Raw genomic sequence first — 13,267 nt, 5'->3', positions numbered from 1 at the left:
TGGGAGGAACCTACCCACGCCGGCCGCGGCGGTGACTCAAGGGAACCTCAGAGGTTCTGACGGCTCAGAACGTGACGTCCGAGCACGCGTAGAACGCGTTGGCCGTGTCCGCGATCGTCCATACGGCGACGACGACGTGACGGCCGCTCAGCCCGGACGGCAGCCTGCCGCTGTGGGAGAGCGTCTGCGGCGGCCGCTGGCCGTTGTACGGGACCGTGAAGAACGGCGTGAGGTTGAGGTCGGACCGGGCCAGGTTGTGGTTCTGGTTCCAGCCCGGCTTGGTGACGTAGTACCGGAAGTCGGTCGTGGCGTGCATGGCCGTGAACTGCCAGCGGAACGTGTAGTTCTGGCCACCCGTCACCTTCGTGGCGGGCCAGGCGCCGCCGGACGGCGTCCGCGGTGCGCTGAGCTGGCCGAAGTGGCCGAGGCCGGCGTTGCAGATCTGCCCGTCGGCCGGACCGGACGCCGGGAAGCCCTTGGGGCCCTCGACGCTCTGCGGCTCCCACTGGATGGATCCGCAGTTGGTCACGGTGCCGTTCTGGCAGAGCTTCTGCCTGCTGATGGGGAGGTCGGTGTAGCCGTGGCCGCTGGCGCCGCCGGAGGAGAGTACGAGGGCTCCGGTCGTGGCCAGTCCCACCGCGGCTGCGGACAACTTGGTCCTTGTACGCATGCTGCCGCTCCTGGAGAACGTGGGGGATGTTCAGTGAGCCGTGCAGGTAGGTCTAGACCAAGTGTGAATGTAGGGGCGTTAGTTGAACATGTCCATACCAATCACGGGGCCGTTTCCCCGCGCCCCGCGCAGAACGCCACCGTCAGGTCCTTCACCAGCACCTTCCGCTCGTGGTCGTCGAGTTCGACCAGCCCCCGCATGGTCAGCCGGGTCACCGTGTCCTCCACCGAGTCCACGACCGAGGTGAGCACGCTCGCCCGGTGCTGGGCGTCCAGCGCCGCGATCCGGCGGCGGTGCAGCGCGGCGGCGACCTCGGGGTCGTACTCCGCCCTGAGCGGCTGCACCGAGAACACCTCCAGGCCGACCGGGGCCGCCTCAGCGGTCACCAGCCGGGTCAGCACCTCGGCCGCCGCGTCCCCGGCTCCCCGCGGGCCGCCCGGCATCACCACCGGCACCCGGGCCAGCGCCGCCTCGACGCACTCACGCAGGTACGACTCGTGGTCCTCGACGGCCAGCGTGGCCCGCGCGGTGTCCAGCACCCGCCACACCACCAGGACGACCACCCGCAGCGCGACCCCGTGCGCGTCGGTCGCGGGCACCGGCTCGCTGCGCCAGTGCCGCAGCCGTACGTCCACCCGGCGGCGCAGCAGCAGCGGGTTGACCCACAGCAGGCCGGAGCGCCGGACGGTCCCCCGGTAGCGGCCGAACAGATCCAGCACCCAGGCCCGCCCGGTCCGGCCCCGGGCCAGCCCGCCGAACCCGAACAGCGCGAGCGCCCCGGCTCCCGCGTACGCCGCCCACTGCGCGGGGCCGGGCCCGGCCCCGGCATGGGCGGGCAGCCGCAGCGCCTCCAGCGCGAGCGGCGGCAGCACCCCGGCCCACCAGGAGGTGGCCACGCACCCGGCCGCCCCGCACGCTCCGGCCAGCACACCCGCCGCGCCGGGCAGCACCCGCGCGGGCCGCTCCACCAGGTCCGGGTCGACCTGCGGCACCGGAGGCGGCGTCAGGGCGGCCGTGCGCCTGAGGCGTGGCTGCTCGCCCGTGCCCTGCCGACGGCCGACGACCGCCGTCTTCAGCGGTACCGACACCGGGTCGGGGTCGTCGCGGAACAACAGATGGACGGGGATCTCGGTGGTCGACTCGTTCTGGATGAGCCGGGCGGCCCTGGCCGGCCCCTCGGCCGGTCCGTCGGGCTCGGACGTGTGGGAAGTGGTCGTGGTCATGCGTGCCTCCAGCCTCCGCGCCAGATGCGTCACAACGGGTGGGCCCCCGGTGCCGGGAGTGCTACGAGAACAGCCGCCGCCAGGTCTCCGGCCCCGGGAAGCCGTCCGCCGCTCCGCCCCGCCAGCCCTGGGAGCGCTGGAAGGCCTCGACGGCCCGCCGGTCCGACTCGCCCCAGCGCGGCCCCGGCCGCTGCGGGTAGAACCTGCCGAACCCCTTCCGCACCAGTCGCTTCCCCAGCTTGGTGACGTACGGGTTGCTCGCACCGGGCCGGAACATCGCCCGTCCCGGGTAGCCGGGGACACCGTGGGAGGAGGGCGGCGGCCCGGCCTCCGCCGCTGTGACGTCCTTGCCCTTGCCCGCGACCAGCAGCTCCCAGGTGCGCGGGCCGGGCAGCCCGTCGGCGTCCGGGCCCTTCCAGCCCTGGGCCAGCTGGAAGGCCCGGGTCGCCCGCCGGTGCGCGTCCGTCCAGCGCGGGCCCGGGTCCGAGGGGAACGAGGCGCCGGCCCCGCGCGCGACGAGCATGCGGCCGAGCCGCGTGACGTACTTGTTGTCCGCGCCGGGGCCGAAATACGTCGCTCCCGGGTACGGCGTGGCGGCCGGTGCGCCCGGCAGCCCCCTGTCCTTTCCCGGGGCCGGCTCCTCCTGCGCCGTGAGTCCCTTGTAGCGGTAGGGGACGTACCGGTCGGAGTCGCTCGAGTAGGCGTACGGGGTGGTCTGCCGGCGGGTGTGCGGGCGGGTCTGCTCGTAGGCCGTGTAGGAGGTGTGCTTGGCGTTCGTCCAGCCGCCGAAAATGACGACGTGCGAGCCGCTCTCCGGGTTGGCCGGATTGTGGAACAGCAGAATGTCGCCCGGCTGGAGTTCCTCCTTGGAAATCCTTTCACCGAATTGGGCGAGGCTGCCCGTCCATTCGTTTCCGGGGAGCTGCCAGGCCATCGAGACATAGCCCGAGCAGTCCTGCCGGTAACCGTCGGACCAGTACGCGTTCATGTTGTACGGCACTTTCGCGGCGACCCAGGTCTTGGCCCGGTCGATGATGTCCGTACGGGTGATGGCGGCGGGCTCCAGGGCGTCGGAGGGCTTGCCCTCACGGCCGTCGGCACCGTGCAGGGGGGCCGTGTCACCCTGGGGGGTTTCGGGATCTTCATCTGCGAGAACACCCGATCGGTGGGGTGCCTGCGGGGCGGCGGCGGCCGGTACGGCGTGGCCCGCTCCGAGGGTGGCGGCGGCCACGGCGGCCAAGGCGAGAGCCCGGTGCGCGGCCGGATGGGTGGTGGTGCGGCCGGCCGGGGAACGCGGCAGGACGCGGCGCCAGTGGACGCAGCCGGGGCAGTCGCAGTCGCCCCCGGGGTCGAATTCCTCGAATTCCGGCGACTTCATGCGATTCCCCTCACAGTTCCGTCGGAAATATGGCGGCGCCGGTGCAGGCCCGGGCGCGCGCCGTCAGTTTCTCAACTGTCTTCCGCACTCGCATGCTGACGGTCCGAATGATGTAACCGGCCGCCCTCGCCGTGCCCGTCCCGGGCCCGGCCCGATGGTCCGGAGCACCTCCGGGTGTCCTGTAGAGTTACGACGTCAGCGCGCGCCGCTAGCTCAGTTGGTTAGAGCAGCTGACTCTTAATCAGCGGGTCCGGGGTTCGAGTCCCTGGCGGCGCACCGACTGGATAGCCCCTCGCGGAAGCGGGGGGCTTATCTGTGTCCCACTGGACCCTTCTCTCCCCGAGGCCCCTCCCCGCCTGGCCGGAACCCGGTGCACCGTGCGATTGGCCGGATACCCTCTCGCCATGGCAGCGCGTGACCTACAAGAGCGGATCAAGAAGCTCATCATCGACCGCCGGCTGGCCTCCGGGGCCCCGCTGCCGACCGAGCCCGAGCTGATGGAGTACCTCGGCGCGAGCCGGAACTCGGTGCGTGAGGCACTGAAGGCGCTCCAGGCGATGGGGATCGTCGAGATCCGGCACGGGTTCGGGACCTACGTCGGCCCGATGTCACTCGCGCCGATGATCGAGGGCCTCGCCTTCCGCACGGTCGCCGGGCACTACCGGGGCGAGGACTCCCTGCTCCAGCTGCTCGAACTGCGGGAGGCCGTGGAGACGGGGCTCGTCTCGCGGCTCGCGGGGCGGATACCGGACGCGGACCTCGTTGAACTGGACGCGCTCGTGAACCGTATGGATGAGGAGGCCGCGCGCGGAGCCGGCCTCGCCGAGACCGACCGGGCCTTCCACGCCACCCTCTACCGGGGGCTGGACAACGTGCTGCTGTGCGAGGTCCTGGAGGCGTTCTGGGACGCCTTCCACCGGGTCCGCACGGACCTCGGGGGCGAGCCGCAGGACCCGAAGGTCACCTGCCGGCAGCACCGGGAGATCCTCGACGCGGTCCGGTCCGGTGACTCGATGCGGGCGGAGGAGGCCATAAGAGAGCACTTCGGCAACATCCGCGCCCGTCTGTCCACAACGGCTCCACAGAGTCCCCACACCCGTCACAATGAACGCGTATGACCGGTAAACACCGTGTTTCGCATCTTGCGATCATGATGAACGCCGTAGAACCCTGGTTATCTGGTTTTTCAAGATGCTGCGGATTCGCGGCAGTTGGGGGGCAGAAGAACCGGTTGCCGACAGGGCGGGAGTAGGGGCCCCGTTCATGGAGCGATGCCGAGGGGGGCATCATGCAACCGGAAGGTCGCGTTGCCGTGTCTATAGGGTGTGGATGACGTGGTGACAGCGATCCACCACTGATACGTCTGTGAAGGTCGAGGGGGACCTGGCGCAGATGGCAAGAAGCGACGAAACACGCGGTTTTCCGCGTGTGGGGGGATGACTCATGACGTCGAGGCCCACGGGTGCCCGGCAGGACCACGACCCGTCCCAGACCACTCAGCTCAGGGTGCCGGGGCACCGGATGAGCACCACGGGGACATTCCGGCGGATCAAGAAAAATCTGCCGAGATACGACTACGAGCACTACAGCCGGCTCGCGGGTCCCCTCACCCAGCCCGATCCGAACAAGCCGTACAAGGTGCAGTACCGCTCGCTCATCTCGCAGGAGCCGCACCGCATCAGGGTCGCCCTGATGCTGGCCGCGGCCCCGGTGCTGTCCCTGGTACTGCTGTTCTGGCTGCTCCAGCCCGAGCACTGGACCGAGCGCGACTACCCGGCCTTCGACTGGCTGCCCGCGCTCGACATGGTCATGCTGGTCTCGATCGGCCTGATCGAGTTCTTCCGCTGCATGAACGTGCTGTCGAACGCGCACGCCACGCTCGTCGCCCGCGACCCGATCCCGGTGGTGCCCGAGACCGGCACCCGCGTGGCCTTCCTCACCTCCTTCGTGCCCGGCAAGGAACCGCTGGACATGGTGACGAAGACCCTGGAGGCCGCGGTGAAGATCCGCCACCGGGGCCTGATGCACGTCTGGCTGCTCGACGAGGGCGACGACCCCGACGTGAAGGCCGTCTGCCAGCGCCTCGGTGTGCACCACTTCTCCCGCAAGGGCGTCGCGAAGTGGAACCAGGCCAAGGGCCCGCACCGCGCCAAGACCAAGCACGGCAACTACAACGCATGGCTCGAGGCGCACGGCGACGACTACGACTTCTTCGCCTCGGTCGACACCGACCACGTGCCGCTGCCCAACTACCTGGAGCGGATGCTCGGCTTCTTCCGGGACCCGGACGTCGGCTTCGTCATCGGCCCGCAGGTCTACGGCAACTACGACAACCCCATCACCAAGGCCGCCGAGTCGCAGCAGTTCCTCTTCCACGCGCTGATCCAGCGCGCCGGCAACCGCTACGGCTCCCCGATGTTCGTCGGCACGTCCAACGCCGTGCGCATCAAGGCGCTCAAGCAGATCGGCGGCCTGTACGACTCGATCACCGAGGACATGGCGACCGGCTTCGAGATGCACCGCCACAAGAACCCGGCGACGGGGAAGAAGTGGCGCTCGGTGTACACGCCGGACGTGCTCGCGGTCGGTGAGGGCCCCAGCGCCTGGACGGACTTCTTCACCCAGCAGATGCGCTGGTCGCGAGGGACGTACGAGACGATCATCGGGCAGTACTGGAAGGGCTGGTACTCGCTGCCGCCGAGCAAGCTCTTCAACTACACGATGATGATCATCTTCTACCCGATGTCGGCCCTCAACTGGATCCTCGCGGCGCTGAGCTGCGCGCTGTTCCTGGGCCTGGGCGCCTCGGGTGTGAACATCGACCCGGCGGTCTGGCTGATGCTCTACGGCAACGCCTCCGCCCTGCAGATCGGCCTGTACGTCTGGAACCGCCGGCACAACGTCTCGCCGCACGAGCCGGAGGGCTCCGGCGGTGTGGCCGGCATGGTGATGTCCGCGCTGTCGGCGCCGCTGTACGCGAAGGCGCTGATCGACTCCGTGCTGCGGCGCAAGAGCAAGTTCGTCGTCACGCCCAAGGGCGACTCCGCGAGCCCCGACCGCTGGTTCGGGACGTTCCGCTACCACTGGTACTTCGTCGCGATCTTCGGTGCGTCGATCGCCGCCGGCTTCGTCTTCGGCCACGCCCACCCCGCGATGATCATCTGGGCGACGTTCGCGCTGCTGATCACCGCCTCGCCGGTCTTCGCCTGGCGCTGGCAACTGCGGCAGGACGCGAAGAAGCCCGCCGAACCCGCCGTGGAACAGCCGCAGGACTCCACGGGGCCGCACCGGACGCAGCCGCTGCCGATTCCGCAGCAGCCCGCCGCCCACGCCCCGCACCACAAGCCCAGTTGGGCCGCCGCTCCCGGCGGTAACGGGGAGGTCGGGGGATCCGACCAGACCATGCAGATCGCCCTTGGTGGACTTGGGGGACGTAAGGAATGAACGACCGTGCAGGCCGCCGCCGGGCCCGTCGACTCGCGATCGGCACGGCGGTGGTACTCGCGCTGGCCGGGATGAACGGGCCGTGGCTCTACCGCTTCGGAACCGAGCAATACCACCAGTACACAATCAACAAGCCGGAGTACAAGGCCGCGAACGGCAAGTGGGAGATCATCGATTTCCCCGAGGAATACCGGCAGAACACCATCCACGCGGCGCTGCTGCGCACCGGCAAGGTGCTGCTCGTCGCGGGGTCGGGAAACAACCAGGACAACTTCGACGCGAAGAAGTTCGACACCCGGATCTGGGACCCGGTCAAGGGCACCATCAAGAAGGTCCCCACACCCGCCGACCTGTTCTGCACCGGCCACACCCAGCTCGCCAACGGCAATCTGCTGATCGCGGGCGGCACGAAGCGGTACGAGAAGCTCGAGGGTGACGTCACCAAGGCCGGCGGCCTGATGATCGTCCACAACGAGAACCCGGACGAGCCGATCACCCTGCCCGCAGGCACCAGGTTCACGGGCAAGGAGAACGGCAAGACCTTCGTCTCGAAGGACCCGGTGCTCGTGCCGCGCGCGAAGAAGGTCTTCGACAAGGCGACCGGCAAGTTCCTGCGCAACGACCCCGGTCTCGGCCGTATCTACGTCGAGGCGCAGAAGCGCGGGCAGAAGTACGAGACGGGCACGCAGGACAACTACAAGGTGCACGGCCTGAGCGGCGCCGACGCCAAGAACACCTACGGCATCGCCCAGAAGCTCGCCCTCGACAAGAAGGACTTCCAGGGCATCCGGGACGCCTTCGAGTTCGATCCCGTGGCCGAGAAGTACATCAAGGTCGACCCGATGAAGGAGGCCCGCTGGTACCCGACGCTCACCACCTTGAGCGACGGGAAGATCCTCAGCGTCTCCGGCCTCGACGACATCGGGCAGCTCGTGCCGGGCAAGAACGAGGTCTTCGACCCGAAGACCAAGAAGTGGACCTACACGGGCAAGGTCCGGCAGTTCCCGACCTACCCGGCGCTGTTCCTCATGCAGAACGGCAAGGTCTTCTACTCGGGTTCGAACGCGGGCTACGGGCCGGACGACGTGGGCCGTGAGCCGGGCGTCTGGGACGTGGACACCAACAAGTTCACGAAGATCCCGGGGCTGAGCGACCCCAAGCTCATGGAGACGTCCGGCACGGTGCTGCTGCCGCCCGCGCAGGACGAGAAGTACATGGTGGTCGGCGGCGGTGGCGTCGGCGAGTCCGAGGAGTCCAGCGAGAAGACCCGGATCGTCGACCTGAAGGACGCGGACCCGAGCTTCGAGGACGGCCCGTCCCTGGAGAAGGGCACCCGCTACCCGAACGCCTCGATCCTGCCCGACGACAACGTGCTGATCTCCGGCGGCTCGGAGGACTACCGGGGTCGCGGCGACTCCAACATCTTCCAGGCGCACCTCTACGACACGGAGAAGAACGAGCTCAAGCGGGTCGCCGACCCGCTGGTGGGCCGCAACTACCACTCCGGGTCGATCCTGCTGCCCGACGGCCGCCTGATGTTCTTCGGCTCGGACTCGCTGTACGGCGACAAGGCCAACACCAAGCCGGGCAAGTTCGAGCAGCGCATCGAGATCTACACGCCGCCGTACCTCTACGGCGACGGGGAGCGGCCCTCGCTGTCCGGCGGGCCGCAGACCATCGAGCGCGGCGGGACGGGGACATTCACCTCGTCGAGCGCGTCCAAGGTCAAGAAGGTCCGGCTGATCCGGCCGAGCGCCGCCACGCACGTCACGGACGTCGACCAGCGGTCGATCGCCCTGGACTTCAAGGCGTCCGGCGACAAGCTGACCGTGACCGTTCCGAAGAACCGGAACCTGGTCCAGGCGGGCTGGTACATGCTGTTCGTGACGGACGACAAGGGGACGCCGAGCAAGGCCCAGTGGGTCAAGGTGCCGTAGTTCCCGGCTGATCGGGGCGCTCTCTTGTGCGGAGGGCGCCCCCTTCGCATGTCCGGTGGCCTGTCCGGGTGACGGGAAGCGTCCTTGACCTGGCCTCCGGCCCGGACCCCGAAACGGGGCTCACCCCGTCCTGGATCAACCTGAGCTTCTCCGACAACGACCACGCCGTGATCTCGGGGCTGTCGTACGTCCCACGCTGGAATCTCGACACCGGAAGGCCGGACGGCGAGATCTACCGGCCTCCCGTCCAGGAGCGTGCCCAGCTCGCCAACGAGGCGGCCGGCACCATGCGAACGCGCTGCGCCCGGCTCCCCGCAGGAACGTCACCACACCCAGTGGATCTGTGGGACGTCGAGAAGAAGCGGAAACTCCCCGACCTCACCTACAGCGGCGTCCACTACCTCGGCCGCTTCCTCGGCGACCGCCTGCTCCACACCACCACCGCCGCCGGCGAACAGGTCGTCTGGGACGTGGCGGACCGTCAGGACACCTACCGCTACTACGTGGGCTACGGCTCGGTCCTCTCACCGAGCACCGACGGCACGTCGCTCACGATCGTCGACGGTTCACGCACCTCGACCATCCCCCTCGCCCCCGAACGCTGGATGGACCGGCTCTGCTCCCTCGCACAGCGGGAGCTGACCGAGGACGAGAAGGACCTGGCCGTCAACCCCGGCCAGGTCGAAGACGTCTGCCCGGGCCTCTAGGAGCTGGCCTTGGTCAGCTTCAGTGCGTAGTCCGACCACCACTGGCCCGCCTTCGGGCCGCCCTTGCACTCGCCGTCCGACTCGCCGGGGCGCTTGACCCATAGGTAGGCGTCGACCAGCGGGTCGGCCGTCTTGGTCGTGGGCGTCTCGCCCAGCGCGCGGCCCGGCGGGTTGCACCAGCGCTCGTCCGGGTTGCCCTGGGTGTAGGGGCCCTTGCCGTTGCGGCTGGTGTCGATGACGAAGTGCTTGCCCCCGACCTTGGCGGAGAGCTGCTTGCCGTAGGCGATGGACTTGTCGGTGGCGTAGAAGTTGGAGACGTTGACGGAGAAGCCGTCGGCCTGTTCGATACCGGCCCGGTTCAGGGGATCGAAGATCTGGTCGGGGTGCCCCCAGCCGGCGTTGCCCGCGTCCAGGTACACCTTCGTGTTCTTCAGCGACTTCAGCTTGGCGACGGCACCCTTGAGGAGGTCGTAGCGCTCCTCGTGGAACTGCTCCGGCGTGCAGCCGTCGACGAGGTGCAGCAGGGCGTCCGGTTCCAGTATGACCGTGGCCGACCGGTCGCCGATGCCCGCCGCCACGCCGTCGAGCCAGTCACGGTAGGCGTTGCCGTCGGCGGCGCCGCCCTGTGAGTACTGGCCGCAGTCGCGGTGCGGGATGTTGTAGAGCACGAGCAGGGCCGTACGGCCGGCCTTGTCGGCGGCCTCGGTGAAGCCCTGGGTCTGCTCCTGTGGATTGTCCGGGCCGATCCACTCGGCGACCGGCTGCTCGGCGATCTTACGGATCTGCTCGGCGTCCTGCTTCTTGCCGGACTTCACCAGGGCGGCGAGCTGCTGTGCCGCGGTGCCGTCCGGGTTGACCCAGAAGGGGGCCTTTTCCTTGGGCTGTTGGGTGATCCCGGCGCCCGCGTCCGCGCCGCCGTCCGATCCGTCTCCTCCGTCGGAGGAGGAACACCCCGTGATCAGCAGTGCCGCCCCCAGCACCGCTGCGGACATCCGCCTCCCGGCGGTCGTCCCGGCCCCCCTGCTGCCGTACATCCAACTCCCCCTTGGGTGCACCGTTCCAAGTCTCAATCCTGACATACGTCCCGCGACGCCCACGAGGCCGAACCCCACCTGGGTGGATGACGCAGAGCCACCGTATCGGGACTTGACGTATTCAACCTCTAGGCCGGGGCGGCTCTTTGGTTCTACAGTCTTCTCAGCACAACCCGGCCTCCGGCCAGAGTTTCACCCACCGTGGCTCCCGTGGCCTCCCGCGCAGTTCGCCGGGTTACTCCCGCAGCCCGTGCGCGCGTGGTCGAGGACCGGCCCGGTCGTCGACTTCAGGGGGAGCGGGTCGTCGGCCGGGTCAGGTGGCGTTTCACTACAGTCCCGTACCGGTGAGGTACGCCGACACCACCACGTTCGCCGTATAGCTGCCGGTCGTACGGTCGAAGCTGCCGCCGCAGGTGACCAGCCGCAGTTCGGCCCGGCCCGACCGGCGGGGACCGTAGGCCTGGTGGGCGTCGAAGCGGTCGCGGGTGAGGACCTGGACGGACTCGACGGTGAACTCGGCGACCTTGGCGTCGGCCCGGATCACCCGGATCGTCTGGCCCGGCCGCAGGGCACTGACCTTGAAGAAGACGGCCGGCCGGGTGTCGCTGTCGACATGCCCGACCAGCAGCGCGGTCCCCGGCGCCCCGGGCGCGACCCCGCCCGCGTACCAGCCGACCACGCCCGGCTGGTCGTACGGCGGCGGATCGAGCGCCCCGCGCCGGTCCAGGCCGCGCGCCACCACCGGTGCCTGGACGCCGATGCCGGGGATGTCGACGCGCTGCGGCAGCGCGTCGCCCAGCGGGCGGTGCGCGGGGGGCAGTTTCACGTCCGGGGGGCGTCCGGCCGCGGCCATGTCACCCGTGGTGGGCGCGGAGATGCCGTGCCGTACGTCGGTCACCTCGCGGCCCCAGAGCCACAGTCCGAGGAGCAGCACCACCCAGGCAACGCCGGCCAGCAGGCGGCCGGTGCCCGAGGGGCGTGTGCGCACCCGGTCCAGGTCGAGTTCGGACATGGCCGGTCAGTCCGTTCCGCGCTTCCGGCGGACGCTGCCGAGCGCGACGGCCACCGCGGCCACTCCCGCGAGGACCAGGCCGGTCACCGTCTGCGCGGTGCCGGGCCCGGCACCGCGGTCCTCGGCGGCGACGAGGTGGGCGGCGCCGCCACCGCCCGCTTCGACGGGGGCGATGGGCGAGGCGTGCGCGGCCGGCCGCCGGGAGGCGGACGACTCTTCGTCTTCGGGCTCGGGCTCGGTCCTGGGCGATGGACCACCGCCCTCGGGCAGGGGCTGCCGTCCGCCCGTCCCCGGCGCGGGTGGCTGCCCGGCGGCCCCGGTCGCGGGCGGGCCCACACTTTCCCTCTCCCGGACGGTGAACGTGCCGGTCCGTTCGGCGCCCCCGCAGGTGATCTTCACGGGGTACGTCCCCGCCTTGAGCGTGGAGGGGACGCGGCTCTCGCCGCTGAGTTCGCCGTCGGTGACGGTGACGGTGAGCGGGACGTCCGCGACGAACGCCCCCGAGGCGGCGACGGCCGTCCTCGCCGCGCAGCCGGTCACTCGGAGCACGACGTCACTGCCGGGTGCGGGGGTCGCCGGGGTCACCGAGAAACCCCCCGCGTCCGCCGCGAACGCCGCCGGGGTGAGGGCGGCCGCGACCAGGACACTCGTGCAGAGAGTGACTCTCAGGGAACCCATCGTGAACCTCCAGATGCCTGGAGCCTCCCCCGCACGGTGGGTCACCGCATCCTCAGGGACGCGGCGACTGCTCCGAACGGGTGGCGACGGGTTTGGGTGCGCTGCCCTCGCGGGCCCTAGACCCGGTCGACGAGGTCCGCGATCGAGTCCAGGACCTGCGAGGGCCGGTACGGGAAGTCCTCGACCTGGTCGGGCCGGGTCAGCCCGGTGAGCACCAGGAACGTCTGCATCCCGGCCTCCATGCCGGCCAGCACGTCGGTGTCCATGCGGTCGCCGATCATCGCGCTGGACTCGGAGTGCGCCCCGATGGCGTTCAGGCCGGTCCGCATCATCAGGGGGTTCGGCTTGCCCGCGAAATACGGCTTCTTGCCGGTCGCCTGGGTGATCAGCGCCGCCACCGCGCCGGTCGCGGGCAGCGGGCCCTCGGTGGAGGGGCCGGTCTCGTCGGGGTTGGTGCAGATGAAGCGGGCGCCGCCGATGATGAGCCGTACCGCCTTCGTCATGGCCTCGAAGGAGTACGTGCGGGTCTCGCCGAGGACGACGTAGTCCGGCTCGTGGTCGGTCAGGATGTAGCCGATGTCGTGCAGCGCGGTGGTCAGGCCCGCCTCGCCGATGACGTACGCCGACCCGCCCGGCCGCTGGTCGTCCAGGAACTGGGCGGTGGCCAGGGCCGAGGTCCAGATGCTCTCGATCGGCACGTCCAGGCCCATGCGGCGCAGCCGGGCGTGCAGGTCGCGCGGGGTGTACATCGAGTTGTTGGTGAGGACCAGGAAGGGCTTCCCGGACTCACGCAGCTTCTTCAGGAAGGCGTCGGCGCCGGGGATCGGAACGCCCTCGTGGATGAGCACACCGTCCATGTCGGTGAGCCACGACTCGATGGGCTTGCGGTCTGCCATGTGCGGGATCTCCTGCCGTACGCGGTCCAGCGTGCGCCTTGGGGCTGCCTGGGGGATTCCCGTCGTCCGCCCGGAGGGCGGGCCACGCGGCGTCCGGTGCGTGCGATCGCAAGGCGCCGGAGCGCCCGCGTGGCGGAGCCACATGGGCGGTTCGGCAACGCGGCGAGCGTGCGTGCCAGGCGGTGCGCGGCAGGCGGGAATCCCCCAGGCAGCCCCTAGCCTAAACAGTGGCGGGATCATGCGGAACGGGCCGGTCGCGGCGTCCCGAGGGGCGGGACGGCGCAGAGC

The 13,267-nt window shown here is 70.0% G+C and carries 11 protein-coding genes and 1 tRNA gene; 5 read left to right on the top strand and 7 right to left on the bottom strand.

Features of this window, described 5'->3' with window-relative positions; genetic code table 11:
* Window positions 1-64: 64 nt before the first annotated feature.
* From ACZ58V_RS13495 to ACZ58V_RS13485, 3 genes are all read right to left on the bottom strand, one after another.
* Complete coding sequence (locus ACZ58V_RS13495; protein WP_471290091.1) at window positions 65-670, bottom strand: lytic polysaccharide monooxygenase auxiliary activity family 9 protein; 606 nt, start codon at window positions 668-670, stop codon at window positions 65-67.
* A 101-nt stretch (window positions 671-771) separates the two neighbouring features.
* Entirely contained in the window at window positions 772-1,893 is a 1,122-nt protein-coding gene (locus ACZ58V_RS13490) for an SPFH domain-containing protein (RefSeq protein WP_471290089.1), read from the bottom strand.
* Between the two features lie 61 nt (window positions 1,894-1,954).
* On the bottom strand, window positions 1,955-3,271 hold the full coding sequence (locus tag ACZ58V_RS13485; protein WP_471290088.1) for a peptidoglycan-binding protein: 1,317 nt from the start codon (window positions 3,269-3,271) through the stop codon (window positions 1,955-1,957).
* Between the two features lie 202 nt (window positions 3,272-3,473).
* Here ACZ58V_RS13485 and ACZ58V_RS13480 point away from each other — a divergent pair.
* The 5 genes from ACZ58V_RS13480 to ACZ58V_RS13460 all read left to right on the top strand — a co-directional run bounded on the left by ACZ58V_RS13480 (window position 3,474) and on the right by ACZ58V_RS13460 (window position 9,359).
* Window positions 3,474-3,547 (top strand) — tRNA-Lys (locus ACZ58V_RS13480).
* Window positions 3,548-3,675: 128 nt separating this feature from the next.
* On the top strand, window positions 3,676-4,389 hold the full coding sequence (locus ACZ58V_RS13475) for a FadR/GntR family transcriptional regulator (RefSeq protein ID WP_468190198.1): 714 nt from the start codon (window positions 3,676-3,678) through the stop codon (window positions 4,387-4,389).
* A gap of 325 nt (window positions 4,390-4,714) precedes the next feature.
* Window positions 4,715-6,715, top strand: a complete 2,001-nt coding sequence (locus tag ACZ58V_RS13470) for a glycosyltransferase family 2 protein (RefSeq protein WP_471290086.1) — start codon at window positions 4,715-4,717, stop codon at window positions 6,713-6,715.
* Window positions 6,712-8,652 carry a radical copper oxidase GlxA gene (gene glxA / locus ACZ58V_RS13465; protein ID WP_471290085.1) on the top strand — a complete coding sequence of 647 codons (1,941 nt, stop codon included), beginning with the start codon at window positions 6,712-6,714 and terminating at the stop codon, window positions 8,650-8,652. The genes ACZ58V_RS13470 and glxA overlap by 4 nt, the downstream gene beginning before the upstream one ends.
* Window positions 8,653-8,720: 68 nt before the next feature.
* Complete coding sequence (locus ACZ58V_RS13460; protein WP_468190204.1) at window positions 8,721-9,359, top strand: hypothetical protein; 639 nt, start codon at window positions 8,721-8,723, stop codon at window positions 9,357-9,359.
* Here the strand turns inward: ACZ58V_RS13460 and ACZ58V_RS13455 are convergent.
* From ACZ58V_RS13455 to ACZ58V_RS13440, 4 genes are all read right to left on the bottom strand, one after another.
* Window positions 9,356-10,393 carry a glycoside hydrolase family 6 protein gene (locus tag ACZ58V_RS13455; protein ID WP_468190206.1) on the bottom strand — a complete coding sequence of 346 codons (1,038 nt, stop codon included), beginning with the start codon at window positions 10,391-10,393 and terminating at the stop codon, window positions 9,356-9,358. The genes ACZ58V_RS13460 and ACZ58V_RS13455 overlap by 4 nt on opposite strands.
* Before the next feature lie 328 nt (window positions 10,394-10,721).
* Window positions 10,722-11,405: a class F sortase gene (locus ACZ58V_RS13450; protein ID WP_468190208.1), complete on the bottom strand. Its 684-nt coding sequence runs from the start codon at window positions 11,403-11,405 to the stop codon at window positions 10,722-10,724.
* A 6-nt stretch (window positions 11,406-11,411) separates the two neighbouring features.
* Window positions 11,412-12,083, bottom strand: a complete 672-nt coding sequence (locus ACZ58V_RS13445; protein ID WP_471290082.1) for a hypothetical protein — start codon at window positions 12,081-12,083, stop codon at window positions 11,412-11,414.
* A gap of 116 nt (window positions 12,084-12,199) precedes the next feature.
* Window positions 12,200-12,979, bottom strand: coding sequence for an HAD-IIA family hydrolase (locus ACZ58V_RS13440; protein WP_468190212.1), 780 nt, complete (start codon window positions 12,977-12,979; stop codon window positions 12,200-12,202).
* Window positions 12,980-13,267: the final 288 nt, after the last annotated feature.

This window comes from Streptomyces sp. NPDC040589, from assembly GCF_055594445.1.
Note: the sequence above shows the minus strand (reverse complement) of the source record. Positions and strands in the feature narration are given on the sequence as shown.